Here is a 24,125-nt window from a genome sequence, read left to right as displayed (position 1 = left end):
CGGTCCCTTGTTTACAAGTCTGGCGCACTCTACATCGGCACCCATGAAGCTCAGCCTACCGTTTCTTAAAAAGCAACCTTGCGTGGCCGTTGTGCGCCTGTCCGGTGCCATCGGAATGGCAGGGCGCGGGTCCCTGTCGGACACCGCGCTTGCCCCCGTTCTCGAGAAAGCCTTTCGCAAGGGAAAACCAGCCGCTGTCGCGCTGGAGATCAACTCACCCGGCGGATCGCCGGTGCAAAGCTCTCTGATCGGGGCGCGTATCCGGCGTTTGTCGGATGAGCTGAATGTCCCGGTGATCGGATTTGTCGAGGATGTCGCGGCTTCGGGCGGGTATTGGTTGGCTGCCGCAGCAGACGAGATTTATGCGGATGACAGCTCGGTTCTGGGATCGATCGGAGTGATTTCTTCGGGGTTTGGCGCGCATGTCCTGCTGAAACGGCAGGGAATTGAGCGGCGTGTGCATACGGCGGGGCAATCGAAATCCATGTTGGACCCCTTCTCGCCGGAAAAGAAAGAGGATGTCGTGCGGCTGGAAAGCCTGCTGGCGGATATCCACGACAATTTTATTGCTTATGTTAAAACCCGGCGCGGCACCAAGCTGGACGACAGCCAGGACCTGTTCACAGGTGAGATATGGCTGGCCCGCCGCGCACAGGAACTGGGCCTGATTGACGGTATCGGACATCTGAAACCAGAGATGCAGAAGCGATTTGGCGACAAGGTCAAATTCCGCCGCTACGGGCTGCGCAAACCCTTCTGGTCGCGGTTTGGGGCCGCGATGGCGCAGGACGCTATTGTCGGGCTTGAAGAACGCGCCGCCTATGCGCGTTTCGGTTTGTGACGTGATTATCAAGATTGTAACCCTCTTCCTTGTTGCCATAGGCGTATTGGCGATGTTTGGAAAACTGCGCTATCCGGGACAGAAGCGGTTACAATCGGCAAGATGTCCGCGCTGCGGGCGGTTCAGGATCGGCAAAGGCCCCTGCGCCTGCGAAAAAGGAGGCCGTACATGACGGCATGGCTGTTATCCGGCCTTGGATTGCTGATCCTGTTGCTGGCGGGCGATGCACTTGTGCGCGGAGCGGTGAACCTGAGCTTGCGTCTGGGCGTGCCTGCCCTGATTGTCAGCCTGACGATTGTGGCGTTTGGGACCTCGGCCCCGGAATTGCTGATTGCCATCAGCGCGATTAAGGAAAACGCGCCGGGGATTGCTCTGGGAAACGTAGTGGGATCGAATACGGCAAACATCCTGCTGGTTTTGGGGTTGCCCGCCTTGTTGGCGACACTGCACACCAGCGAATGTGACAGCCGCAAAAACTATGTCTTTATGCTGCTGGCGACAGTTCTGTTTATCGGGCTGGCCTTTTGTGGCGTCTTCAACCTGTTCAGCGGTGCCATATTGCTGGCCGCGCTCAGCCTGGTTTTGTGGAATGCGTTCCGTGAAGCCCGCGCCCATCGCAAAGCCTGTGGTGCCGCTTGCGCCGAGGATGACGAGCTGGACGGCCTGGAAGAGGCCGATCCCGACATGCCCTATTGGAAGATATCGATCTATCTGGTGTTGGGATTGATCGGCCTGCCGATGGGGGCGCATCTGTTGGTTGAGAATGCGACAGAGATTGCTCGCACCTATGGGGTGACTGAGACGGTGATTGGCTTGACCCTTGTTGCAGTCGGAACGTCCCTGCCGGAGCTGGCAACTACCGTGATGGCAGCATTGCGTCGTCAGGCCGATGTTGCGCTGGGCAACGTGATCGGGTCGAACATGTTCAACCTGCTGGCTGTCGTTGGTATCGCCACCCTGTTTGGACGCATTCCTGTTGACCCGGAATTCTTGCGGTTTGACCTTTGGGTCATGCTGGTCGCGTCGCTGTTGCTGATTCCGTTTGTGTTTCTCAAAAAGGATATCACGCGCGGCTGGGGCCTGCTGTTGACACTTCTGTATGCGGTCTACGTCATCTCTCTGTTGGCGTAATGTGACGGAGAGAGGATTGCCATGACCCGAGCCCTAGTGACCGGAGCCGGAATTCGCCTTGGCCAGGCCATGGCACTGTATCTGGCGCGCCGTGGATATGATGTGGCGGTGCACTACGCCACCTCTGAGGAGCCAGCGCAGGACACCGTGGCCGAGGTTCAGGCTCTGGGCTGCACTTCGGTGGCACTGCAAGCCGATCTTCTGGATGAGGCACAGGTCGAAATCCTGCTGCCCCGCGCAGCTAAGGCGCTGGGCGGGCCGATCACCTGCCTGGTCAACAACGCCTCAATCTTTGAATATGACAACATTCATACCGCCACGCGCCAAAGCTGGGACCGTCACCTGGACAGCAATCTGCGTGCGCCTTTCGTTCTGACGCAGGCCATGGCCACGCAAGGGCTTGAGCCCGACACCGATGACGCGGGTGAACCGGTGGCTACCGGGCTGATTGTCAACATGGTCGACATGCGGGTGCGCAAGCTGACGCCCGAGTTTATGTCTTACACCATTGCCAAAATGGGCCTGTGGGCACTGACCCGCACCGCAGCACAGGCACTGACCCCTGCGATCCGCGTCAATGCCATCGGTCCGGGGCCGACAATGCAGGGCCACCGCCAGAGCGAAGATCACTTCAAAGCGCAGCGTGCCAGCACCGTATTGGAGCGGGGCGCAAACCCGTCGGATATCACCGCCGCGCTGGGATATTTTCTGGACGCCCATGCGGTGACCGGACAGCTGTTATGCGTGGATGGCGGACAGCATCTGGGGTGGCAGACACCGGACGTTCTGGGCGTAGAATAAATAAAACCGGTGCAAGTTTTGCACCGCTCTCAGATCCGTTACATGCGCGTTACAAAATTGTCTTTTTTTTCATATACTTGTCCTGTGTACGAAATAATATATAATAAAATCAGCACCTTAATATTGTGCCTATTTTTTGTGCAAACCGGGGAATGGGTAAAGAAACAAGGGAAATTCGCGATGCTACAAAACTTATCTTCACAGTTATCCACAGAAACAGTGGATTTGTTTTCTCTTGATTTGGGAGCTTCAAGATTGCAGCGATTGACAGAGAATCATATTTCGGACCGATGAGCTCTCAGAACGATACCGAAGCGGACGCGCAACCCACCGGATTTGCCTGTATCCAGCGTTATGTGAAAACGCTGGACAGCTCTCCGGGTGTTTACCGGATGCTGGATAGCGATAGCCGGGTTCTATACGTGGGCAAGGCGCGCAATCTGAAGGCACGGGTGTCGAATTACACCCGCCCCGGGCATTCTGGACGGATTGAGCGGATGATTGCCGCGACGGCCTCGATGATGTTCCTGACCACACGGACCGAAACCGAGGCGCTGCTGCTGGAGCAAAACCTGATCAAGCAGCTGAAGCCGAAGTACAACGTGCTGCTGCGCGACGACAAAAGTTTCCCCAATATTTTGGTCGCCAAAGACCGCGACTTTCCGCAGATCAAAAAGCACCGTGGCGCGAAGAAGGAAAAGGGCGCCTATTTTGGACCCTTTGCTAGTGCAGGCGCAGTGAACCGGACTCTGAACCAGCTGCAAAAAGCGTTTCTGCTGCGCAACTGCTCGGATTCGATGTTCGACAGCCGCACACGGCCTTGCCTGCTGTATCAGATCAAACGGTGTTCAGGGCCGTGCGTCGGCCTGATCTCTCAGGAGGAGTACCGAGAAAGCGTGATGGACGCCGAACGGTTTCTGTCAGGTCGGTCGACCAAAGTGCAGGAAGAGCTGGCCGAACAGATGATGACCGCGTCCGAGGCGATGGAGTTCGAACGCGCCGCTGGTCTGCGCGACCGCATCCGGGCGCTGACGCAGGTGCAGTCCTCCCAGGGCATCAACCCGCGCGGCGTGGCCGAGGCGGATGTGATCGGTCTGTATATGGACAGTGGTCAGGCCTGTGTTCAGGTGTTTTTCATCCGCGCCAATCAGAACTGGGGCAACAAGGACTTCTTTCCGCGCGTCGGGCCGGATGTCTCTGCCGCCGAGGTGATGGAGGCGTTTCTGGGTCAGTTCTACGACAACAAGGAACCGCCTCGGCAGTTGATCCTGTCAGACGCTATAGAAAACGCCGATCTGATGCAGGAAGCCCTGAGCGAAAAGGCCGGTCGCAAGGTTGAAATCCTGGTGCCGCAACGGGGTGAAAAACAGGAGCTGGTCGCCGGTGCCCTACGTAACGCTCGCGAATCCCTGGCCCGGCGCATGTCGGAAAGTGCCACGCAGGCCAAGCTGCTGCGCGGCGTGGCCGAGGCGTTTGATCTGGATGCGCCTCCGGCACGGATCGAGGTTTACGACAACTCGCATATTCAAGGCACCAATGCGGTGGGTGGTATGATCGTGGCTGGCCCTGAAGGGTACATGAAAAACGCCTATCGCAAGTTCAACATCCGTGGGGATGATCTGACCCCCGGCGATGACTTTGGCATGATGAAAGAGGTTCTGACCCGTCGCTTCACCCGGTTGCAGAAAGAAGACCCGGATCGCGACAAGGGGCTGTGGCCCGATCTGCTGTTGATCGATGGCGGTGCGGGACAGGTAAGTGCGGTGCATGAGATCATGGCCCAACACGGCGTTGAAGATATCCCGATGATCGGCGTTGCCAAGGGCGTTGACCGAGATCACGGAAAGGAAGAATTCCACCGAACAGGCCAGCGGCCTTTTGCACTGAAACGCAATGACCCCGTGTTGTATTTCATTCAGCGCCTGAGGGACGAGGCACATCGGTTTGCCATCGGCACCCACCGCGCCAAACGCGCTAAGGCCATCGGGGCCACGCCGCTGGATGAAATCGCAGGAGTGGGAGCGGCCCGCAAACGCGCCCTGTTGGCTCATTTCGGCAGCGCCAAGGCCGTCAGCCGCGCCAATCTGGCGGATCTCAAAGCGGTCGAGGGGATCTCAGCCGGGCTGGCGCAAAAGGTCTATGACTTTTTTCATGACAAGGGTTAATCCCGCCGCCCGCGCCACAGGATATAGAGGCCCGAGACCACGATCAGCGCACTTCCGATCCACATGGTCTGGTCCAGTCGCTCGCCAAATATCACCACGCCCAGCCCCACGCCAAACAACAGCCGCGAGTAGCGGAACGGGGTTACAGCCGAAACTTCACCGGTCCGCATCGCTTTCATCAGTGACGCATAGGCCAGGGTTCCCATCACAATGGCCCCGGTGACGTGCAGCCCGGCATGCAGAGTCAACGGTTGCAGGGGCACGCCTTCCCAATACCGATAGGCCAGCCCGGCGATGATGATGCACAGAAATCCGTAGAACCCCAGAACTTCGGTACTGAGGGTCGCGGGTGCCGCGCGGCTGGCCAGATCACGCCCGGCAAACCCCAGCATTCCCAAAACCGCCAATATGGACAGGGCCGCGAAACTGTCACCGGTCGGTTGGATGATCACCACCACGCCGATCAGGCCGATCAGAATAGCGCTCCACCGTCGCCAGCCTACGGTTTCGCCGAAAAACAGAGCGGCCCCTGCAACAACGACCAAGGGTGTGGCCTGCAGAATTACCGTAGCCGAGGACAACGGCGTCAGAGTGATTGCCAGCACATAGAACAGCCGCCCGAAAATCTCGAACAGAACCCGAATTTTCATCGGGCGTGATAGCACGTCCGGGTGAAACAGGTTTCCCCCGCGCAGCAGGGCAACAGCGGCAAAGATCACCGTTCCACCCGCGCCGAACAGCACCAGAATTTGCCAGATTGGCAACACGGCCGAAGCGCCCTTCAGCAACGCATCCTCCAGCGCGAACAGCGCCATTGCGGCGATCATCCACGCGCTGCCGATCAGGTTGGATCGCGGGTCGGTCTGTATATGTGCTGTCATTGGGTGCAGTCGCCTTTCGGGCCGGGCCGTCCGCCAATCTGACCGCAAAGCGTTCCCGCGCCAAGATGTATCTGTCTGAGAGTTCCCGGTTGCGACCCTTTGACCGCTCGGTCCTCAACCTCCTGTGAACGGGTCAGTTTTTTGCAAGGCCGCCTTTTCTGTCCCGGACCGGCGATGTAGGGTTGGGATATGAAATGGAACCTGCCCAATATCCTGACCGTTCTGCGCCTGGTGGCAGCCCCAGGTCTGGCCGTGATGTTTCTGTACTTCACCCGCCCCTATGCCGATTGGTTCGCCCTGATCCTATTTCTGTCGGCCGCCATTACCGATTGGTTTGACGGATATCTGGCGCGTGCCTGGGGGCAAGAGACCAAGATCGGCGCAATGTTGGACCCCATTGCTGACAAGGCGATGGTGGTGGTCGCGTTGATGATCCTTGTGGGCTATTCCACCGAACACTGGACACCCTGGCTGGTGCTGCCCGCGACCGTGATCCTGTTCCGCGAGGTTTTTGTCTCAGGCCTGCGGGAGTATCTGGGGGATGTGGCCGGCACGCTGAAAGTGACCAAGCTGGCCAAATGGAAGACAACCGCGCAGATGGTGGCAATTGCCATCCTGTTTTCGCAAGGGATATTCGAGCATCACTTTGTAATGGGGTCTTTCGGGATGGATGCGGAAACACTGGACCAGGTCCTGACCGGCCAGATCGAGGACCTGAACGGGTTGCGCGGCAGCCTTGAGGGCATGTTCTGGTCCGGCCGGATCGGCCTGTGGCTGTTGTGGATTGCCGCAGCGCTGACATTGATCACTGGCTATGACTACCTACGTAAAGCCATGCCCCACCTGAAGGAGAGCTAAGGGATGGACGTGCTGTATTTTGCCTGGGTTCGCGAACGCATCGGCCTGCCGAAAGAGCGGATCGAAACCAATGCTGCCACAGTATCCGATCTGGTCGCCGAGCTTAGCGCCCGCGAAGAGCGTTACGCCGCAGCCTTTGCTGACCTGTCAGCGCTGCGCGTAGCCCTGGATCAAGAGCTGTCGGATTTCGACGCGCCGCTGTCCGGTGTGCGTGAAGTGGCCTTTTTCCCGCCCATGACCGGCGGCTGAGCCGATGCGGATCGCGGTTCAGGAACAAGAGTTCGATCTGGGCGCCGAGGCCAACGCGTTTGCCGCCGGAGACAATGCCAACGGGGCCATTGTGACCTTTACCGGCGTTGTGCGCGATCTGGCCTCGGGTGATCTGGATGTGATGGAGATTGAGCATTATCCGGGCATGACCGAACGGGCGCTGACCAAGATCGCGCAAGAGGCGCAGATGCGTTGGTCGCTTGGGGATGTGCTTGTGATTCACCGCCATGGCCGTCTGGCGCCGGGGGATCGGATCATGATGGTGGCCACGGCCTCGCCCCATCGCAAAGACGCGTTTGAGGCGGCGGAATACCTGATGGATTACTTGAAATCCCGCGCGCCGTTCTGGAAAAAAGAGATCACGACATCCGGCGCTGACTGGGTTGCTGCCAAGGACGAGGACGAAGACGCGCTGACCCGCTGGTAGGCCCCTTAGTCCGCGTTATTGATACGCCCGCGCATTTCTTCGGCGTCTTGCCGTGCGGCGCGCAGACCGTCCATCGCCGCGGCCAGTTCTGCCTCGGTCTGGGTCAGTTGATTGGTCAGTTCCGCCTCGCGTTGCTGCAGGTAGGTGATGGCCTGATCGCGGGTTTCTTCCGCTTCGTGCAACTCCTGGCTCATTCGGTCCAGATCGGCCACGTCGCTTTGACGCACACGCGACAGACGGTGGGCCAGCCAATTGGCGAACCAGCCCATGCAAAAGGCCGCGAACAGGATGACGGCGGTGGCGATGATAAACTCGATTCTGTTCAACTTACTGGTCCCCTGCTTCCGCATCCGTTGCGGTCGTGTCCGTTTCTTCAACCTCTGTTGGGTCTGACGGCGCTTCCAAAGCCTCCAGCCCGGTTTCTGTGTTGGTCACCGATTCAGGCCGGATCAGACGGAATTCGATGCGACGGTTTTCCTCGCGGCCTGTCTCGCTGTCATTGTCGGCGATGGGCTGCGTTTCGCCATATCCGACCGCAGTATAGCTGGCGGTCGGGATTCGCCGCCCACGCAGTTCGTTCAGAATGGACTGTGCTCGCGCTTGGCTGAGCTGCTGATTCATTTCTTCGCGACCCTGGCTATCGGTGTGACCCTGAATTTCCAGCCGGATCGGGCCGCATTCCCGCAGGATGTCGGCGATCTGGTTGACCGTGTCCCGTGAGTTTGAGGCGATCGTGGCCGAGCCCGGTTCGAACGCAATCTTGGTGCCGGCTTGGACCTCGGCGATGCGTTCTTCGCAAACTTCGGGATCAGGCAGTTTGTCGGCGGGTTCCGGTGGTTCCTGATGGGTGATCGACAGGCTGAATTCCTGCGCATCACCCAGTTTATCGGATAATAGACCCGCAACGTAAGCTCGGGTCTTGGGGTCATGGGTGATGCCGCTCAGCGTGACGTTGTCCGGTGTGACGATCAGGGCACCGTTATGCAGCTGTGACAACGCCTCAAGCCCCGCCAGGATTCGCACAGGCCAATCACCAGGCAGTTCGGGGGCGATGCGGGTTGCGGTGTGAACCTGTTCGGACCCAAAGGCTGCACGGGCGTAGCTGTCGACCATGTCCCGCAGGGTTTCGTCACCCACACGGCCGCGCATTTGCACCAGCCCTTCGGGGCTGCGTGTGGCGGAAAACTCGGGCGGACCGGCCTGGTCTTCCGTTTCGGGCGGGGGCAGGATGGCGTGCAGGGCAAAGACGTCGGGCAGGGCAGCCTCAAGCTCACCGACCACGCGGTCAAAGGTCCCGGCGTTTGTGCCTTCGGCTGCGACCAGCGTGATGTCCGCATCCGAAAGGGTCACGGATCCGCCGCCGATTTCGGCTAGGGCACGAATGCTGAGCGCGGCCGCTTCGGGCCAACGCGGCGAAGGCACCCCCAACCCGATAGTGCACGTGTACGAGGCCGCCAGGCCGGCATCCTGCGCTGCGGCAATAATTGTCTCGCGGGCCTGTTCGTCCTGCGCGGAACAGGCGTCAAACTGCCCGCCCTCTTCGTCAATAAGATAGCGCAGGGTAAAGGGCGTAATCACCGGGCGCGGGGCCGAGATCGACAGGCCGATCCGCAGGCTGGGCGGCGCGGCGCGCGTCAGCTCTTGTTCCAGCTGCTCTTTCTCTTGCTGACTGTCGGCAATGGCAGTGATCTTGACCAGCCCGGGGCTGGCCGAGATTTTGGCGCGCGGCAGGCGGGTCAGGGCCTCGACTGCATAGGTGACGGCATCGTCCCAACCTTTAGGTTTGGGGTAGTCGGCGGTTTCCATCAGGTCGGACACAGGCACGCTGCCGTCCAGCCTGTTCAATCGATCCATCAGCGCCGCACGATTCTCGCTGGCCGGGATCAGGCCGATGACGGAAATCCCGCTGTCATTGCGCAGGATTTCGGCTGAAAACCGGGGCGCTGCCAGTTGTGTCGTGGGAGCGACCTGCATTTCATCGATCACGCGCGAGGTGTCGACCTCGGTGCCCGCAGCCGTCAAGGCGTTGAACCGTGTGGCCTCGTCTGTGGCGGTTCCGGTCAAAACAACGCGCAACCCGTCCGAATGGACCTCAGCCCAGTCATGGCCTTTCAGGTCTAGCGCGCGCCGGACCGTAAATTCAGAGGTCTCTTCGACCTTTGTTACCGCAAAGCTGGCGGCCACAAGACAAACTCCGGCCGATACAAGGAATATGAGGGAAACAGCAAGGAAATAGGGCAAGCGCATGTGCGGGCAATCAACTCCTCAGACGGTTGGCAAAACTCTTACAGAGGCCTGCGCCGAGGTGCAATCAGAGCCACAGCGCAGCGCACAGGAAGATCAGCGGAATAAGGCCAGTGTCCCGGTTGACGCGGAACAGTTGCAGCAGTTTGGCGTTGTCTTCAAGATCCAGTCCACGAAGCTGCCAAGCCATATGCCAGCCCATGGCCCAGGGCCCCGCAAGGGCCACAACCAGCGCCATGATCGACGCCTGGGCCGTTGTGGCGTCGATAATGGCCATCCCCATCAGGGCGACCGTGGCCACAAGGAAGTATTTCAGCCATCGCGCGGTATCGGTGCCGAACAGACGGGCGGTGGATTTGATCCCGATCAGCTCATCATCCTCGGCGTCCTGATGGGCATAGATGGTATCGTAAAACAGCGTCCAACTGATACCGGCGAGGTACAAAATGATTGCCGGAAGGCCCACGGTTCCGGTATGGGCCGCCCAGGTCAGCAGGATGCCCCAGTTGAAGGCCAACCCCAGAAAAACCTGCGGCCACCAGGTAAATCGTTTGGCATATGGGTAGACGACCACGGGCAGCAACGACAATACACCCATTGCAATGGCGGCCCTGTTGAAGGTCAGCAGAATCACCAGCGCCAACAGGCATTGCAGCCCCATCCAGATCACCGCCTGCCGCACGCTGACCTGACCCGACGGAATTGGGCGCGACCGGGTGCGTTCGACCTGCCCGTCAAACTTGCGATCGGTGATATCGTTCCAGGTGCAACCCGCGCCGCGCATCAAAAAAGCCCCGATGGCACAGCCTATGGCGATCCACAGGTCTTCCCACCGCGGGGTGCCATCACTGAGGATCGCCAGCGTCAGACCCCACCAGCAGGGAATCAGCAACAGCCACGTCCCGATGGGCCGGTCTGCGCGGCTCAGGCGCAGGTAGGGGCGGCTAAAGGCAGGCGCGTGGGTATCGACCCAGTTGCCGCTGACGGCATCGGCAACTTGACCGTCTGGTGTTGGGGCATTGCCTTGCATATGTAGGGTCTCATGAGTGCAAAGATCAGACTGTATGTAGATCACCTTTTGGGTCCGGGGCAATCGGTTGAATTGACGCGCGAGCAGGCCCACTACCTGTTCGGCGTCATGCGGCTGGCCGTGGGCGGCCATGTGGCTCTGTTTAATGGCAAGGACGGAGAGTGGCTGGCCAAGGTTGCAGAGGCCGGGAAAAAAGGCGGTAAACTGACCTGTCAGACGCAGAGCAAACCGCTGCACATGCCGCCCGATCTGTGGTTCCTGTTTGCGCCGATCAAAAAGGCCCGCACCGATTTCATTGTCGAAAAGGCGGCGGAAATGGGCGCGGCACGGATCATGCCGGTGCAGACCCAGTTCACCAATTCCGAACGCATCCGTCAGGACCGCCTGCAGGCTCACGCGGTCGAAGCCGCTGAGCAATGTGGCGGCACTTTTGTGCCTGAGGTTGCAGATCTGCAGCGCCTTGATCGTGTGCTGGACGACTGGCCGGAAACCCGTCAGATGATGTTCTGCGATGAGGCCGAAGTCGGCTCGGCCCTGCGTTTGGCGGCGCAGGAAAAGGGTCAGCCATGGGCCATCCTGATTGGCCCTGAGGGTGGATTCTCTGACCGTGAACGCGCCCGATTGTCCGGACTGCCCTATGCGCATGTGGTCAGCCTCGGCCCGCGTATCCTGAGGGCGGATACGGCTGCGGTGGCGGCGCTGACGATGTGGCAACAGGCACTGGGGGATTGGTCTTGAGCTGGCGGCCGGCCCGGCAGGAAGACATCAAGGCGATCGAACGGTTTTTGTATCGCCATGTGCAAACCTCGATGTTTCCACTGGCCAACCTGCGGGACTTTGGCCTGCGCGGCTCTGACCTGCGGGCGCTGGATATCTGGATGTTGGGCGAAGGACCTAGCGCCGTCTTTGCCATCACCAACGAGGGCATGGTCCTGTCGCAATGCCCGGATTGCACCGATCAAGAGCTGCGCGATGCGATTGCCCTGATCCGTGGCCACAAGCTGTTTGGATTGGCCGCCGAGGCCTCGCAAGCCCGCCGGATCATGCAGCTTGCGGGGTGGGAGAACCGCCCGGCCACGTTAAACAGCGACGAGCCTGGATTTACGTTGGATTTGAACCAAATTGTGGTGCCAGAAGTCGCCGGAGCGGAGCTTGTGCCTTTGGGAGATCTCGATCCAAAGATCACCGAAGAATGGCGGCGAAAGTATCTGATCGAGGCAATGGATTTCGATCCCGCCCGTGCGCAAAATCAGGCGATGCAAGACATCACAACTTACGTGCAGCGCGGCTCTCACCAAGCCATGCTTATCGGCGGTCAGCCTGTAGGTATGACCGGGTTCAACGCCCGCCTGCCGGACGTCGTGCAAATTGGTGGCGTTTATACCCCGCCCGAATTTCGAGGCCGGGGCTACGCCCGTCTGGCCGTGGCATTGCACTTGTTGGAGGCGCAAAAAGCCGGAGTATCCCGCGCGGTTCTGTTTGCGGCTTCCGATGCGGCTGCGCGTGCCTATATTGCAATTGGATTCAAACCGGCGGGGCAGTTCTCGCTGATCCTGTTCAAAAACCCAAAGGACCCGGCATGAGTTTCATTCGACCCGAAGCCAAACTAGCCCTATGGCGCTGGCGCGAAGTATTGGTGGCGGGGTTTGTTCTGATCCTTGGCCTCAGTTGGATCGGCGGTCCGGGCGGGTTGCTGGGATGGCTGGGCTGGGTGTTGGTGGTCATGTCTGTTGCGCTGGCCGTGATTGGCATCCAACGCGCCCGGTTCCGCACAGGGGCGGGTGGTCCCGGCGTTGTGACGATCGACGAAGGTCAGATCACCTATCTGGGACCGCTGGACGGTGGTATGATCGCCAGCCGCGAAATCGAACGGCTGGCACTGGATCCAACCTCGAATCCGGCGCATTGGGTGCTGGATCAGCCGGGGCAGCCCACGCTTCACATTCCTGTGAATGCCGAAGGGGCCGAGGCCTTGTTCGACGTATTCGCGGCCTTGCCGGGGCTGAAAACCGAACAAATGCTGGCGGAATTGAACGGTCGCGGGGTCCATCCGGTAGTGATCTGGGAGCGCACTTCAATGCGCCCAGCCCATTTGCGCCTGCATTGACACTGGCCGCATTTGCGCCCACGACTGACGAAAAGACAGACACACCAGGATCGGAGTACGGTTCATGTCCATCCCCCAATCCGGCGGCGGGCCGATCGAACGCCACGCGCAACTGGCCGAATATCTTGAATCGGGTTGCAAGCCCAAACAGGATTGGCGCATCGGGACCGAGCATGAAAAGTTCGGCTACTGCAAAGACACCCTGAAACCGCTGCCGTTTGAGGGCACCCGCTCGATCGTGGCCGTGTTGGAAGGGCTGCGTGACCGCCATGACTGGGGCGAAGTCCGTGAGGCCGGCAAGCTGATCGGTCTGGAAAAAGACGGCGCCAATGTCAGTCTGGAGCCAGGCGGCGCGTTGGAGCTGTCCGGTGCTCCGCTGGAAACCATCCACGAGACCTGTGACGAGGTGAACACCCATCTGCGCGAAGTGAAGGATATCGCCGATGAGATCGGCGTGGGCTTCATCGGTCTGGGTGCCGCCCCGATCTGGTCCCATGACCAGATGCCGCTGATGCCCAAGGGGCGCTATCGGCTGATGAACGACTATATGGAAAAAGTCGGAACCATGGGCCGCGCCATGATGCGGCGCACTTGCACCGTTCAGGTCAATATCGACTTTGGGTCCGAGGCCGACATGGTGCAGAAACTGCGCGTGGCGCTGGCCTTGCAGCCGGTGGCGACGGCGCTGTTTGCCAATTCGCCGTTCTTTGAAGGCAAGCCCAACGGCCAAAAAAGCTGGCGCAGCCATATCTGGCGGCATCTGGATAACGCGCGCACAGGCATGTTGCCGTTTGTGTTCGAAGAGGGCTTTGGCTTTGAACGCTACGTGCAATACGCGCTGGATGTGCCGATGTATTTTGTCTATCGCGACGGCCAGTATATCAACGCGCTGGGCATGTCCTTCCGCGATTTCCTGCAAGGCAAACTGCCCGCGCTGCCGGGCGAAACGCCGACGCTGTCCGACTGGGCCGATCACCTTACCACAGCCTTCCCCGAGGCGCGGATCAAAAAATACATGGAGATGCGCGGTGCCGATGGTGGCCCCTGGCGGCGTCTGTGCGCGCTGCCCGCGTTCTGGGTCGGCCTGACATATGATCAGGGGGCGCTCGACGCGGCCTGGGATCTGGTCAAGGGCTGGGATGCAGAAACCCGCGAGGCCCTGCGCGTTGATGCGGCCAAGGACGGATTGCAGGCGCAGGTCGGCAACATCAACATGCACGATCTGGCGCGCGAAGTGGTGTCCATCGCCGAGGCTGGCCTGAAATCCCGCGCCTATCCGGGCGCAGGCGGTCTGGTTCCGGATGAGACGCATTTCCTGAACGCGCTGAAGGACAGTATCGAAACCGGCAAAGTTCCGGCAGATGAGCTGTTGGATCACTACAATGGCGACTGGAATGGCGATCTGACCCGGATTTACCCCGAATACAGTTACTGAACGGTTTACTTCCTGTTTGCCCGGTTCCCGGACCAGCACCGCTGCCCCGAAGGATATGGCGCCGCAGCGCGGCCGGTTCGTCAGAGCAAAACCGTGGCAATGTTGCGTTCTGCCTGATTGCGCCGCAGCGCCCCTCTTGCTTTCGCGGACTGCTGTGGTAGCAGGACTTCAACAGCAGTCAGGGGCCAAGTTCAGGAAGCGTTATGGACGATCTTAAGGCAAAATATCTGGGTCAGATCGCCGAAGCAGGCGACGAAAACGCGCTTGAGGCGATCCGCGTCGCCGCCGTTGGCAAAAAGGGCGAGGTCGCGCTGAAGATGCGCGAGCTGGGCAAGATGACGCCCGAGGAACGCCAGGTCGCAGGCCCCGCGCTGAACGCGCTGAAGGACGAAATCAACTCGGCCCTGGTCGCAAAGAAAGCAGGCCTTGCCGATGCCGCGCTGGACGAACGTCTGCGCACCGAATGGCTGGACGTCACCTTGCCGAACCGCGCGCGGGGGCAGGGGTCGATCCATCCGGTCAGCCAGGCGACCGAAGAACTGACTGCCATCTTTGCCGAGCTGGGCTTTTCCGTTGCCGAAGGGCCGCGGATCGAAAACGACTGGCACAATTTCGATGCGCTGAACATCCCGGGACACCACCCTGCGCGGGCCGAGATGGATACGTTCTATATGCACCGCGCCGAGGGTGACGACCGCCCACCGCATGTGCTGCGCACCCATACGTCACCCGTCCAGATACGCTCGATGGAAAAACAGGGCGCGCCGATCCGCATCATCTGTCCGGGCGGTGTTTACCGGGCCGATTATGACCAGACCCATACGCCTATGTTCCATCAGGTCGAGGGGCTGGCGCTGGACAAGGACATCTCGATGGCGAACCTGAAATGGGTTCTGGAAGAGTTCGTGAAGGCGTTCTTTGAGGTCGACGATGTCGAACTGCGCTTCCGCGCCTCGCACTTCCCTTTCACCGAACCGTCGGCCGAGGTTGATATCCGCTGTTCCTGGGACAACGGTCAGCTGAAGATCGGCGAGGGCGACGATTGGATGGAGATTCTGGGCTCGGGCATGGTCCACCCCAAGGTGATTGCCGCCGGTGGGATTGATCCTGAGGTTTATCAGGGCTTTGCCTTTGGCATCGGTATCGACCGTCTGGCGATGCTGAAATATGGCATTCCGGATCTGCGGGCGTTCTTTGATAGCGACCTGCGCTGGTTGCGCCACTACGGGTTTGCCGCGCTGGATATGCCGAACCTGCATGGTGGTTTGTCGCGGTGATATCCTCCGCTCCCACGACTATGGATTGGCTGCAGTTAGCCGCCCCATTTGTTGCGGCGGCATTCGGTTTGCTGCTTTACGGCAGGCAAAAGAGAATTGACCGAAAAGAGGCTCTTATCGAAGCGCGACGCCGTGTCTACAAGCACTTCCTTGATGCAGTGTTTGAGCACGCTGAAAAGCGCTCTGAAGTAAGCCGCTACGAGTATGATAAGTCGAAAACAGAGTTAATTCTGGTAGCTTCGGACGAGGTCCTAGAGGAACTGGTGATGCTCCAAGAAGCCAGCGTTATGGACGACGTCGCCCTTGGAGAATGGGATGTCCATGAGCGTATTCTTCCTGTCATCGCGTCCATGCGCGCAGACTGCTTCGAAATTACGGGCATTTCTGAGAGCAAACTCAGTTACCTAACACCGATTGGAAAGCCAACGCCGCTTCACCCGAGGCCTGAGGGTCACTTTGAGCCTGAATGAGAAAGAGTGCAAAGCTAGTTGAAGCTGTTGAGGCGCGGAGCAAAGGCCGATAGGCCGCCGCGCCATCGCCAGACCGCCCGCACGGGCTGGCGATTTGGCTGCCACCGGCGCCCTGTTTGAACGTCACAAGAATTTGGCCAGCATAAACTGCCCATCACAGCCCTTGGATCGCCATCCCACGGTCTGGCGATGGCGCTGCTATCCGCTTTGATCGGAAATAGGGTGGGCGTCAGTCAACCACACCCTTCGGCGGGTTGAAATCTGGCTACACCAATATGTTAGGTGACACAGCGCTCAGCATGGATAGGCTCCGACCTATGATCCGGATTTTGACCTGCCTGTTGTTTCTCCTCCCGCTCACAGCCGCTGCAAATGGCTGCCATGGTGATGTGGCCTGCCCGCTGGGCGACCGCTCGTATCATGTGCTGGAGCCGGACGGGTGGGATGGCGAAACGCCTCTGCCGGTGTTGCTGCATTTCCACGGTTGGGCGCGACAAGGGGATGTGGTGGTGAACCATGAACGCATCGCCGGGGCCACGAAACTGCGCGGTGTGCTGCTGGTAGCCCCCAACGGTTTGGGCAAAAGCTGGAATTTCTGGTCTGCGGACACGCGGGACGTAGGCTTTGCCGACCGCGTGCTCGAAGACGTTGCCAAACGCTATCCGATTGATCCGGACCAGATCTATGTCTCGGGCTATTCCTATGGCGGCGCGATGGCGTGGCGCTTTGTCTGCCAGTCGGGCGATGATGTCACCGCCCTGTTGGCCGTCGCAGGATCAATCCGCCAGACCGAGGATTGCCAGCAGGCCCCGGCACAAGTGCGCCATGTGCATGGGACCGATGATACGGTGATGGATTTCCCTTTTGGTCCCGGCGGGGACACGACCTTTCCAGTGGCTCTGTGGCGGCAGAAATTCCACTGCGATACTGCGATCCCGCGCGGCGATTGGAGCGTGAAGCCGTTCCTGACGCTCAGCCGGGTGGAATGGACCGATTGTGCGCAGGGGCAGGTCACGCTGGACATCCATCCCGGCGGGCATTTCATCCCGCATGGCTGGATCGGCTGGCAGTTGGATGAACTGGCGGGGCGTACACCGGTTTACCCCTGACGATCTGCGGTTTGACAAACTTTGGGCATCAAGGTCAGATCGCCGAAATCGCATCTGCCGGAGATTGAAGTCATGAAATCCCTTTTGCTATCTGCGCTGATCATTGCGGCCGCACCAGCCCTGGCCCGGGACACGTACCCGCCCGTGGACGTTCTGTTGCAGACAGAGACATCTTTCATTGGTGAACCGCTGGAGTATCCGCAAGGCACGCCCCAGATCAGCATGGCGATCGTCACCATGCAGCCGGGTCAGGAAACCGGGGAACACCGCCATGACGCGCCTTTGGCCGCCTATGTTCTAGAGGGTGAGATCACGGTCGACTACGGCGAGGCCGGGCGCAAAACCTATAAGTCAGGCGATGCGTTTGTTGAGGCATACCGCTCGCCTCATACCGGGATCAACACAGGGGCAGGTATTGCCCAAATTCTGGCGGTGTTTGCGGGTTCGGACAGTGTCTCGAACACAGTGGCCGGGGACCAGGCGCATGGGGCCTCTTCCACCTTTTGTGAATATCCGCTACACGCGGTCTGACCCAAGATTACGCGCGGAATACGATCGATGAAATTCACCCTCTCCTGGCTCAAAGACCACCTGGACACCGATGCTTCGGTTGATGAGATCGCCGAGGCCTTGACAGACCTCGGGCTTGAGGTCGAGGAGATCGTCAACCCGGCGGACCGCCTGAGTGGCTTTACGCTGGGACATGTGAAACATGCCGAGAAACACCCCGACGCCGACAAGCTGCGCGTGTGCACGGTGGAAACCGACGAGGGCGATCTGCAGATCATCTGCGGCGCCCCCAATGCGCGCGAAGGCATCACCGTCGTGGTCTGCAAGCCTGGCATGTATATCCCTGGTCTGGACCTGACCATCAGCGTCGGCAAAATCCGCGGTGTCGAGAGCTTTGGCATGATGGCCTCCGAGCGCGAACTTGAGCTGTCAGACGAGCATGACGGTATCATTGAGCTTCCCTCGGGCGCAGTGGGTGACCGGTTCGTGGACTGGCTGGCTGAAAACGAGCCTTCGAAGGTCGACCCGATGATCGAAATCGCAATCACCCCAAACCGCCCCGATGCGCTGGGCGTGGCAGGGATTGCGCGTGATCTGGCGGCGCGTGGCGTCGGGACGCTGAAAGAGCGTGATTACGTGCCTGTGCCGGGCGATTTCGACAGCCCGCTCAAAGTGACTATTGATGACGACACCCTGGATGGTTGCCCGCATTTCACCGGGCGTCTGATCAGGGGCGTCAAGAACGGCCCCAGCCCGCAATGGCTGCAGGATCAGTTGAAATCCATCGGGTTACGCCCGATCTCGGCATTGGTGGACATCACCAATTTCATGACCTTCGATCAGAACCGCCCGCTGCACGTGTTTGATGCAGACAAGGTGCAGGGAAACCTGCGCGTCCATCGCGCCAAGGGCGGTGAGACGCTGGTGGCGCTGGATGAGAAAGAATACACGCTGCAGCCCAACATGATGGTGATCTCCGACGATAAGGGTGCGGAATCGATTGCGGGCATTATGGGTGGTGCGGAAACCGGCTGTACAGAAGAGACCGTGAACGTCTTTCTTGAAAGCGCGTTCTGGGACCATGTGCAAATCGCCCTGACAGGCCGGGCGCTGAAAATCAACTCGGACGCGCGCTATCGGTTCGAACGCGGTGTTGACCCGGACTACACGCTGGAAGGGCTGGAGCAGGCCACACAGATGATCCTTGATATCTGTGGTGGCGAAGTCTCCAAAGTGGTTGAGGCGGGCAAAGCCCCGAACCACGCGCGGGCCTACAAGCTGGATTCGGCACGGGTGCAGTCTCTGGTCGGGATGGATATCCCCGAAAGCGAGCAGCGCCAGACTTTGACCCGTCTAGGATTCCGTCTTGAAGGCGAGATGGCTCACGTCCCCAGCTGGCGCCCGGACGTCATGGGCGAGGCCGATCTGGTGGAAGAGGTCGCGCGGATTGCATCCCTGACCAAGCTGCAGGGCAAGCCGCTGCCGCGCGTGACCGATGGCATCCCGAAACCGGTGATGACATCAGCGCAGCGCCGCCAGTCGATGGCGCGCCGCACCTGTGCCGCTTTGGGTTACAACGAATGCGTCAGTTATACCTTCATTGATCAGGCCTCGGCCGCGCTGTTTGATGGTGGCGATGAGGCGACGCAGCTGGAAAACCCGATCTCTTCCGAGATGAGCCACATGCGCCCCGATCTGCTGCCTGGTCTGCTACAGGCCGCGGCGCGCAATCAGGCGCGCGGGTATGCGGATGTGGCCTTGTTTGAGGTCGGCCCGGTCTTTCATGACGGAGAGCCCGGAGATCAGGAAATCCAGATCAGCGGCTTGCTGGTTGGACGCAATGGTCCCAAGGATGTGCACGGTGCCTCGCGCCCCGTCGATCTGTACGACGCCAAGGCGGACGCCGAGGCCGTGCTGGCAGCCATAGGTGCCCCCGCCAAGGTTCAGATCCTGCGCGACGGCGACGCCTGGTGGCATCCGGGGCGTCACGGCAAAATCTGTCTGGGTCCGAAAAAGGTGCTGGGCGTCTTTGGTGAGCTGCACCCCCGTGTGTTGCAGGCGATGGACATCAAAGGCCCGGCAATGGCCTTTACGATCTGGCCGGATCAGGTGCCGATGCCGCGAAAATCCGGAGCGACCCGCGCGGCGCTGGAACTGCGCGATCTGCAAGCGGTCGAGAGGGACTTTGCCTTTGTTGTCGACGAAGGTATCGAAGCGCTGACGCTGGTGAACGCCGCTGCTGGGGCTGACAAAGTGCTGATTGAAGATGTGCGCGTCTTTGACGAATTCATCGGGGGCAGCGTGGGTGAGGGCAAGAAATCTCTGGCCATCACAGTGCGCCTGCAGCCCACAGATGCGACGCTGAAGGAGAAGGACATCGAGGCCGTGGCCGAGAAGATCATCGCCAAGGTCAGCAAAGCTACGGGTGGAATTTTGCGCGGGTAACACCGCTGCAACAAGACCGGAACGACGCGCCTTCGGGCGCGTTTTTCATTTCGACAGGAACTCGGCCAGCAGATCGAACACCAGACGGATGCGACGGCTTGTGTGCAGCTCGCGATGGGTGGTCAGCCAGATCGGAAACATGATCGGTTCCATGCCTGGCAGGGCACGTTCTACACCCGGCGTTGCATCACCTACCACCTGAGACATAGGCGCGATTCCGAACCCCTGTTTGGCATATTCCCACGCCACGATGCCATTTTGCGAGCCCAGACGAAAATTCTCGTCGCTCAGATGAATGCCCAACGGCTTCAGATAGGCGATCATCTGATCTGTGTCGCCAAAGCTGATAAATTCATGCTGCGACAGGGCCCGCTTGGACTTAGGGCGACCCGCGCGGTTCAGATAGTCGGTGGTGGCATAGAAATGCCCCGACGCCTCCTGGACCAGTTTGGCAATCAGGTCGGGTTGATCGGGGCGCACATGGCGGATCGCGATATCCGCCTCGCGTCGCATCAGATCACGGATGTCGTTCGAGGCGATCACATCAATCTGCAGTCGGGGTGCCTGAGCACGCACCATATGCAACACATCTGGCAGGATATATGCGGACATCACATCGCTGGCAGTGATGCGGACCCGCCCTTCGACCGACGTTGCCTGCCCCGAGGCGGCCAGCGCGATGCGGTTTGCGGCGTCTCCCATCGTGCGGGTGTGATCCAGCAGTTCCATCCCCGCCTGCGTGATCTCGAGCGCGCGACCAACGCGTTCGAACAGCATCACGCCCAGATCAGCCTCAAGTGCTGCGATCTGACGGCTGAGCGTTGGTTGCGTTTGCCCCAGCTGGCGGGCAGCTGCTGACAGCGACCCGGTTTCCGCTGTCGCCAGGAAAGAACGGATATGGTTCCAGTCGAAATCGCCCAAATCAGTCATGCAAATACGTATAAGGCATCTACGAATTTCGGCAATTTATATTCGATCTGCGCATGAGTAACTTGCGCCGAAAGGAGACCCCAATGACCACCGCTGTGAAATTCTGGGACGGCGTGGCCGCGAAATACGCGCGTTCGCCTATCAAGGATATGGCCGCGTATGAACATACGCTTGCGCGGACGGCCACCTATCTGAAGAAAACCGACGATGTGCTGGAACTGGGCTGCGGCACCGGTATGACCGCTCTGCGCCTGTCTGGTTACGTCGATACGATCACCGCAAGCGATCTGTCCCCTGGCATGTTGGCGGTGGGTCGCAAAAACGCGGCCGAGCAGAACGTCGAAAACATCGCCTTTGTCGAAGCTGACGCGACCCGCCCTCCTGCATGGTCCTATGATGTGGCGCTGGCGTTCAATCTGCTGCACCTGGTTGAGGACCTCGACAGCGCGTTGTCCCAGGTCCATTCGGTTCTCAAACCGCGCGGATTGTTCATCTCAAAGACATTCTGCCCGCCTCAGCGCGGTGGAGGCATGCAGTATCTGGCTATCCGGCTGGCGCTGCCGGTCATGCAATTTTTCGGCAAAGCGCCATTTGTGCGCTTTCTGTCCGAAGCGGACTTGGATGCCACCATCGAACAGGCCGGTTTTGAGATCGTCGAACGCGACAGTTTTCCGGCCCGCAACGGGCGGCGGTTTCTGGTTGCCCGAAAGATTTGACAGGCACGGCGGTGTTTTCTGCACATTCCGCATTGGGCTGTGGCCAATTGCGCCCTAAATAGGTCGTAACACAGCAGCGGAGTTTACCATGGGCCTGAATGTCTATCTGTCCGGAGAAATCCACACCGATTGGCGCGAACAGATTATCGACGGTGCGCAGGGGTTGGACATCACGTTCAACAGCCCTGTCACCAACCACGAGGCCAGCGACGATTGCGGCGTGGCCGTACTGGGCGCGGAGCCGAACAAATACTGGCACGACCACAAGGGTGCGATGGTCAATGCCATCCGCACCCGCAAGGGCATCGCGGATGCGGATGTGGTCGTCGTGCGGTTTGGTGAGAAATACAAACAGTGGAACGCAGCCTTTGACGCAGGCTATGCGGCGGCGCTGGGCAAATCCCTGATCGTTTTGCACGGCCCCGATCATCAACATGCGCTGAAAGAGGTCGACGCCGCCGCGCTGGCCGTGGCCGAGCAGCCTGCGCAGGTTGTGGACGTGCTGCGCTATGTGCTGACCGGTAAACTGCCGGACTAGGCCAAGGAATTGGTGGATGCCGGGTTGGGCATCCACCTGACAGGGCTCAGTCTCGTGCGGGGGTCACAAGGCCTTTTTGAACGGCGGGTCGGTCCAGAAAGCGATCCAGATAGGCCATCACGTTGGTGTGGTCTTCCCAGCCAACAGTTTCTTTCACGCCGTAATAGTCCAGCCCGCGCAGCCAGGGTGCGATTGCCATATCCGCGATTGAATACTCCCCGGCAATCCAGTCCTGACCGCCCAGTTGCTGGTTCAGGACGTTCAGCAGGCGTTTAGCCTCGGCGATGTATCGGTCACGTGGGCGGGGGTCTTCGATCTCGCTGCCTGCGAATTTGAAGAAATAGCCCAACTGCCCGAACATCGGCCCAACACCACCCATCTGGAACATCAGCCATTGGGTGGCGCGATACTTGTCGGCCTTGGTCTTGCCCAGAAACTGACCGGTCTTCTCGGCTAGATACAACAGGATCGCGCCGCTTTCGAACAGGGCCAGGGGCTCTCCGTCAGGGCCGTTTGGATCGATAATGGCGGGGATCTTGTTGTTGGGGTTCAGCGACAAGAAGGCAGGGCTTTTGACATCCGCATCGGCCAGCGTGATTTTGTGCGCCTCATAGGGCAGGCCGGTCTCTTCCAGCATGATCGAGGCTTTGACACCGTTCGGGGTCGGAAAGGAATAGAGCTGGATCCTGTCCGGGTGGGTGGCGGGCCAGCGGGCGGTGATGGGATGGGTGGCGGTATCCAGCATAAGAGGCTCCTTTGAAGGCTACGTCTGAAAGGTAGGCGCGGCACGGCGATCCCACCACCCCAATAGATGTGCATTCTCGGTCAGGCGCTGTGTATTTGGGAACAACGGGGAAAACCCGTGCATCTCACACCTAGACCAAAAGCCGGTTATCGCTCACACTCTCGCGCATCCCGCGTTGATGACGCGGGATTGTCATGAATCGAAAAGGAGATGCGTGTGGATGAGGTCGTAACACAGGTGGGTGCCTATGCCCCCCTGATTATGAACGCGGTCAAGGCGTTGGTCGTACTGATCCTTGGCTGGATTGTTGCCGGAGCGATCGCCGGTGTAGTCCGGCGCCGGATCAATGCAACGCCGAATATTGACCAGACGCTGGGCAGTTTTGTCGCCAGCCTGGTGAAATGGGTGATCCTGGCAATGGTGCTGGTTGCCGTGCTGGGTATTTTCGGGATCGAGGCCACAAGTATCGTCGCCATTCTGGGTGCCGCGTCGCTGGCCATCGGTCTGGCGCTGCAGGGCACGCTCAGCGATCTTGCCGCTGGTGTCATGCTGGTGGTCTTCCGCCCGTATAAGCTGGGTCAATTCGTCGATATAGGCGGGACGTCGGGCACTGTGAAGGATCTGAACCTGTTCACCACAGAACTGGTAACGCCGGACAATGTGCAGATTATTGTGCCGAACGGACAGTCCTGGGGGTCGATCATCACCAACTACTCGGCTCATGACACGCGACGTGTCGATCTGGTCTTTGGCATTGATTACGGTGACAACGCCGATGAGGCGATGAAGATCATTCTGGATGTTGCCAAAGCCGATACGCGCATACTGGGAGACCCTGAGCCTTGGGTGCGGGTGACCAATCTGGGTGACAGTTCGGTCGATCTGACGGCCCGCCTGTGGTGCGCAGCGGCGGATTACTGGGATGTGAAGTTTGAGACCACCAAAGCGGTGAAAGAGGCCTTTGACGCCAATGGTGTTTCGATCCCCTATCCGCATTCTGTGGAAATCCACAAAGAGGCGTGAGGGCTCCCGCCCGTCGATCAGGCATTAAAATGCCCTCCTCCGGTTGGGGCCAGCGCCGCGCTGACGCGCGGCGCCGTTGTATTTGCGGTAACGTCGGAACAAGAACCAACAACGCCGCACCGCAGGTGCGGCGCTGGGCCCAACACTATAATACGCCCTCGTCAGAGGGCGT

At 59.7% G+C, this 24,125-nt stretch carries 25 protein-coding genes; 19 read left to right on the top strand and 6 right to left on the bottom strand.

What is annotated here, in order from left to right; translation table 11 throughout:
• Positions 1-43 precede the first annotated feature (43 nt).
• The 4 genes from SJY13_RS12925 (at position 44) to uvrC (ending at position 4,938) form a co-directional block, all read left to right on the top strand.
• Positions 44-841, top strand: coding sequence for a S49 family peptidase (locus tag SJY13_RS12925; protein WP_377191357.1), 798 nt, complete (start codon positions 44-46; stop codon positions 839-841).
• Between the two features lie 168 nt (positions 842-1,009).
• On the top strand, positions 1,010-1,972 hold the full coding sequence (locus SJY13_RS12920; protein WP_085823012.1) for a calcium/sodium antiporter: 963 nt from the start codon (positions 1,010-1,012) through the stop codon (positions 1,970-1,972).
• A gap of 21 nt (positions 1,973-1,993) precedes the next feature.
• Positions 1,994-2,773, top strand: a complete 780-nt coding sequence (locus SJY13_RS12915; RefSeq protein WP_377191356.1) for an SDR family oxidoreductase — start codon at positions 1,994-1,996, stop codon at positions 2,771-2,773.
• Between the two features lie 290 nt (positions 2,774-3,063).
• Positions 3,064-4,938, top strand: a complete 1,875-nt coding sequence (gene uvrC / locus SJY13_RS12910) for an excinuclease ABC subunit UvrC (protein ID WP_377191355.1) — start codon at positions 3,064-3,066, stop codon at positions 4,936-4,938.
• Here the strand turns inward: uvrC and SJY13_RS12905 are convergent.
• Positions 4,935-5,819, bottom strand: coding sequence for a DMT family transporter (locus SJY13_RS12905; protein WP_377191354.1), 885 nt, complete (start codon positions 5,817-5,819; stop codon positions 4,935-4,937). The two genes, uvrC and SJY13_RS12905, sit on opposite strands and share 4 nt — an antisense overlap.
• 189 nt (positions 5,820-6,008) lie before the next feature.
• Between SJY13_RS12905 and pgsA the strand changes: the two genes are divergently transcribed.
• From pgsA to SJY13_RS12890, 3 genes are read left to right on the top strand one after another with little or no spacing between them, the layout of a single operon-like run.
• The gene (pgsA, locus tag SJY13_RS12900; protein ID WP_085823008.1) at positions 6,009-6,677 is read left to right on the top strand and encodes a CDP-diacylglycerol--glycerol-3-phosphate 3-phosphatidyltransferase; all 669 of its coding nucleotides are present in this window, start codon (positions 6,009-6,011) and stop codon (positions 6,675-6,677) included.
• A 3-nt stretch (positions 6,678-6,680) separates the two neighbouring features.
• Positions 6,681-6,926 carry a molybdopterin converting factor subunit 1 gene (gene moaD, locus SJY13_RS12895; protein WP_377191353.1) on the top strand — a complete coding sequence of 82 codons (246 nt, stop codon included), beginning with the start codon at positions 6,681-6,683 and terminating at the stop codon, positions 6,924-6,926.
• A gap of 4 nt (positions 6,927-6,930) precedes the next feature.
• On the top strand, positions 6,931-7,374 hold the full coding sequence (locus tag SJY13_RS12890) for a molybdenum cofactor biosynthesis protein MoaE (RefSeq protein ID WP_085823006.1): 444 nt from the start codon (positions 6,931-6,933) through the stop codon (positions 7,372-7,374).
• A 5-nt stretch (positions 7,375-7,379) separates the two neighbouring features.
• On the opposite strand, the gene SJY13_RS12885 is transcribed toward SJY13_RS12890, so the two are convergent.
• From SJY13_RS12885 to ubiA, 3 genes are all read right to left on the bottom strand, one after another.
• Positions 7,380-7,700 carry a hypothetical protein gene (locus SJY13_RS12885; RefSeq protein WP_085823005.1) on the bottom strand — a complete coding sequence of 107 codons (321 nt, stop codon included), beginning with the start codon at positions 7,698-7,700 and terminating at the stop codon, positions 7,380-7,382.
• A 1-nt stretch (position 7,701) separates the two neighbouring features.
• Positions 7,702-9,621 carry an OmpA family protein gene (locus SJY13_RS12880; protein ID WP_377191352.1) on the bottom strand — a complete coding sequence of 640 codons (1,920 nt, stop codon included), beginning with the start codon at positions 9,619-9,621 and terminating at the stop codon, positions 7,702-7,704.
• Positions 9,622-9,685: 64 nt separating this feature from the next.
• Complete coding sequence (gene ubiA, locus SJY13_RS12875; protein WP_377191351.1) at positions 9,686-10,648, bottom strand: 4-hydroxybenzoate octaprenyltransferase; 963 nt, start codon at positions 10,646-10,648, stop codon at positions 9,686-9,688.
• A 12-nt stretch (positions 10,649-10,660) separates the two neighbouring features.
• Between ubiA and SJY13_RS12870 the strand changes: the two genes are divergently transcribed.
• The 9 genes from SJY13_RS12870 to pheT all read left to right on the top strand — a co-directional run bounded on the left by SJY13_RS12870 (position 10,661) and on the right by pheT (position 20,001).
• On the top strand, positions 10,661-11,386 hold the full coding sequence (locus tag SJY13_RS12870) for a 16S rRNA (uracil(1498)-N(3))-methyltransferase (RefSeq protein ID WP_377191350.1): 726 nt from the start codon (positions 10,661-10,663) through the stop codon (positions 11,384-11,386).
• A complete protein-coding gene (locus tag SJY13_RS12865) occupies positions 11,383-12,231 on the top strand; it encodes a GNAT family N-acetyltransferase (protein ID WP_377191349.1) in 849 nt (282 codons plus the stop codon). The genes SJY13_RS12870 and SJY13_RS12865 overlap by 4 nt, the downstream gene beginning before the upstream one ends.
• Positions 12,228-12,755, top strand: coding sequence for a hypothetical protein (locus SJY13_RS12860; RefSeq protein ID WP_377191348.1), 528 nt, complete (start codon positions 12,228-12,230; stop codon positions 12,753-12,755). Before SJY13_RS12865 ends, SJY13_RS12860 begins: the two co-directional genes overlap by 4 nt.
• A 64-nt stretch (positions 12,756-12,819) precedes the next feature.
• Positions 12,820-14,190: a glutamate--cysteine ligase gene (locus SJY13_RS12855; RefSeq protein ID WP_377191347.1), complete on the top strand. Its 1,371-nt coding sequence runs from the start codon at positions 12,820-12,822 to the stop codon at positions 14,188-14,190.
• 203 nt (positions 14,191-14,393) lie between these two features.
• Positions 14,394-15,467 carry a phenylalanine--tRNA ligase subunit alpha gene (gene pheS / locus SJY13_RS12850; RefSeq protein WP_377191346.1) on the top strand — a complete coding sequence of 358 codons (1,074 nt, stop codon included), beginning with the start codon at positions 14,394-14,396 and terminating at the stop codon, positions 15,465-15,467.
• 20 nt (positions 15,468-15,487) lie between these two features.
• Complete coding sequence (locus tag SJY13_RS12845; protein ID WP_377191345.1) at positions 15,488-15,937, top strand: hypothetical protein; 450 nt, start codon at positions 15,488-15,490, stop codon at positions 15,935-15,937.
• 317 nt (positions 15,938-16,254) lie between these two features.
• Positions 16,255-17,046 carry an alpha/beta hydrolase family esterase gene (locus SJY13_RS12840; protein WP_377191344.1) on the top strand — a complete coding sequence of 264 codons (792 nt, stop codon included), beginning with the start codon at positions 16,255-16,257 and terminating at the stop codon, positions 17,044-17,046.
• Between the two features lie 72 nt (positions 17,047-17,118).
• Positions 17,119-17,577 carry a cupin domain-containing protein gene (locus SJY13_RS12835; RefSeq protein WP_377191343.1) on the top strand — a complete coding sequence of 153 codons (459 nt, stop codon included), beginning with the start codon at positions 17,119-17,121 and terminating at the stop codon, positions 17,575-17,577.
• Positions 17,578-17,604: 27 nt separating this feature from the next.
• A complete protein-coding gene (pheT, locus tag SJY13_RS12830) occupies positions 17,605-20,001 on the top strand; it encodes a phenylalanine--tRNA ligase subunit beta (protein ID WP_377191342.1) in 2,397 nt (798 codons plus the stop codon).
• Positions 20,002-20,046: 45 nt separating this feature from the next.
• On the opposite strand, the gene SJY13_RS12825 is transcribed toward pheT, so the two are convergent.
• The gene (locus tag SJY13_RS12825) at positions 20,047-20,931 is read right to left on the bottom strand and encodes a LysR family transcriptional regulator (RefSeq protein WP_377191341.1); all 885 of its coding nucleotides are present in this window, start codon (positions 20,929-20,931) and stop codon (positions 20,047-20,049) included.
• An 83-nt stretch (positions 20,932-21,014) separates the two neighbouring features.
• On the opposite strand from SJY13_RS12825, the gene SJY13_RS12820 reads away from it, so the two are divergent.
• Together SJY13_RS12820 and SJY13_RS12815 are read left to right on the top strand one after the other, a co-directional pair.
• A complete protein-coding gene (locus SJY13_RS12820; RefSeq protein WP_377191340.1) occupies positions 21,015-21,647 on the top strand; it encodes a class I SAM-dependent methyltransferase in 633 nt (210 codons plus the stop codon).
• An 88-nt stretch (positions 21,648-21,735) separates the two neighbouring features.
• Entirely contained in the window at positions 21,736-22,185 is a 450-nt protein-coding gene (locus tag SJY13_RS12815; RefSeq protein ID WP_085822991.1) for a YtoQ family protein, read from the top strand.
• Positions 22,186-22,231: 46 nt separating this feature from the next.
• On the opposite strand, the gene SJY13_RS12810 is transcribed toward SJY13_RS12815, so the two are convergent.
• A complete protein-coding gene (locus SJY13_RS12810; protein WP_377191339.1) occupies positions 22,232-22,930 on the bottom strand; it encodes a glutathione S-transferase N-terminal domain-containing protein in 699 nt (232 codons plus the stop codon).
• 216 nt (positions 22,931-23,146) lie between these two features.
• Between SJY13_RS12810 and SJY13_RS12805 the strand changes: the two genes are divergently transcribed.
• On the top strand, positions 23,147-23,953 hold the full coding sequence (locus SJY13_RS12805; RefSeq protein ID WP_377191338.1) for a mechanosensitive ion channel family protein: 807 nt from the start codon (positions 23,147-23,149) through the stop codon (positions 23,951-23,953).
• Positions 23,954-24,125: the final 172 nt, after the last annotated feature.

It is taken from the genome of Ruegeria meonggei (assembly GCF_042768335.1).
GTDB lineage: Bacteria > Pseudomonadota > Alphaproteobacteria > Rhodobacterales > Rhodobacteraceae > Ruegeria > Ruegeria meonggei.
The sequence above is the reverse complement of the archived record's forward strand: the minus strand, read 5'-3'. Positions and strand labels throughout refer to the sequence as shown.

Bases quoted from the DNA above. Each gene is read 5' to 3' on its own strand.
- SJY13_RS12925 (WP_377191357.1), top strand. From the start codon at position 44: ATGAAGCTCAGCCTACCGTTTCTTAAAAAGCAACCTTGCGTGGCCGTT.
- SJY13_RS12920 (WP_085823012.1), top strand. From the start codon at position 1,010: ATGACGGCATGGCTGTTATCCGGCCTTGGATTGCTGATCCTGTTGCTG.
- SJY13_RS12915 (WP_377191356.1), top strand. From the start codon at position 1,994: ATGACCCGAGCCCTAGTGACCGGAGCCGGAATTCGCCTTGGCCAGGCC.
- uvrC (WP_377191355.1), top strand. From the start codon at position 3,064: ATGAGCTCTCAGAACGATACCGAAGCGGACGCGCAACCCACCGGATTT.
- SJY13_RS12905 (WP_377191354.1), bottom strand. From the start codon at position 5,819: ATGACAGCACATATACAGACCGACCCGCGATCCAACCTGATCGGCAGC.
- pgsA (WP_085823008.1), top strand. From the start codon at position 6,009: ATGAAATGGAACCTGCCCAATATCCTGACCGTTCTGCGCCTGGTGGCA.
- moaD (WP_377191353.1), top strand. From the start codon at position 6,681: ATGGACGTGCTGTATTTTGCCTGGGTTCGCGAACGCATCGGCCTGCCG.
- SJY13_RS12890 (WP_085823006.1), top strand. From the start codon at position 6,931: ATGCGGATCGCGGTTCAGGAACAAGAGTTCGATCTGGGCGCCGAGGCC.
- SJY13_RS12880 (WP_377191352.1), bottom strand. From the start codon at position 9,621: ATGCGCTTGCCCTATTTCCTTGCTGTTTCCCTCATATTCCTTGTATCG.
- ubiA (WP_377191351.1), bottom strand. From the start codon at position 10,648: ATGCAAGGCAATGCCCCAACACCAGACGGTCAAGTTGCCGATGCCGTC.
- SJY13_RS12870 (WP_377191350.1), top strand. From the start codon at position 10,661: ATGAGTGCAAAGATCAGACTGTATGTAGATCACCTTTTGGGTCCGGGG.
- SJY13_RS12860 (WP_377191348.1), top strand. From the start codon at position 12,228: ATGAGTTTCATTCGACCCGAAGCCAAACTAGCCCTATGGCGCTGGCGC.
- SJY13_RS12855 (WP_377191347.1), top strand. From the start codon at position 12,820: ATGTCCATCCCCCAATCCGGCGGCGGGCCGATCGAACGCCACGCGCAA.
- pheS (WP_377191346.1), top strand. From the start codon at position 14,394: ATGGACGATCTTAAGGCAAAATATCTGGGTCAGATCGCCGAAGCAGGC.
- SJY13_RS12845 (WP_377191345.1), top strand. From the start codon at position 15,488: ATGGATTGGCTGCAGTTAGCCGCCCCATTTGTTGCGGCGGCATTCGGT.
- SJY13_RS12840 (WP_377191344.1), top strand. From the start codon at position 16,255: ATGATCCGGATTTTGACCTGCCTGTTGTTTCTCCTCCCGCTCACAGCC.
- SJY13_RS12835 (WP_377191343.1), top strand. From the start codon at position 17,119: ATGAAATCCCTTTTGCTATCTGCGCTGATCATTGCGGCCGCACCAGCC.
- pheT (WP_377191342.1), top strand. From the start codon at position 17,605: ATGAAATTCACCCTCTCCTGGCTCAAAGACCACCTGGACACCGATGCT.
- SJY13_RS12825 (WP_377191341.1), bottom strand. From the start codon at position 20,931: ATGACTGATTTGGGCGATTTCGACTGGAACCATATCCGTTCTTTCCTG.
- SJY13_RS12820 (WP_377191340.1), top strand. From the start codon at position 21,015: ATGACCACCGCTGTGAAATTCTGGGACGGCGTGGCCGCGAAATACGCG.
- SJY13_RS12815 (WP_085822991.1), top strand. From the start codon at position 21,736: ATGGGCCTGAATGTCTATCTGTCCGGAGAAATCCACACCGATTGGCGC.
- SJY13_RS12810 (WP_377191339.1), bottom strand. From the start codon at position 22,930: ATGCTGGATACCGCCACCCATCCCATCACCGCCCGCTGGCCCGCCACC.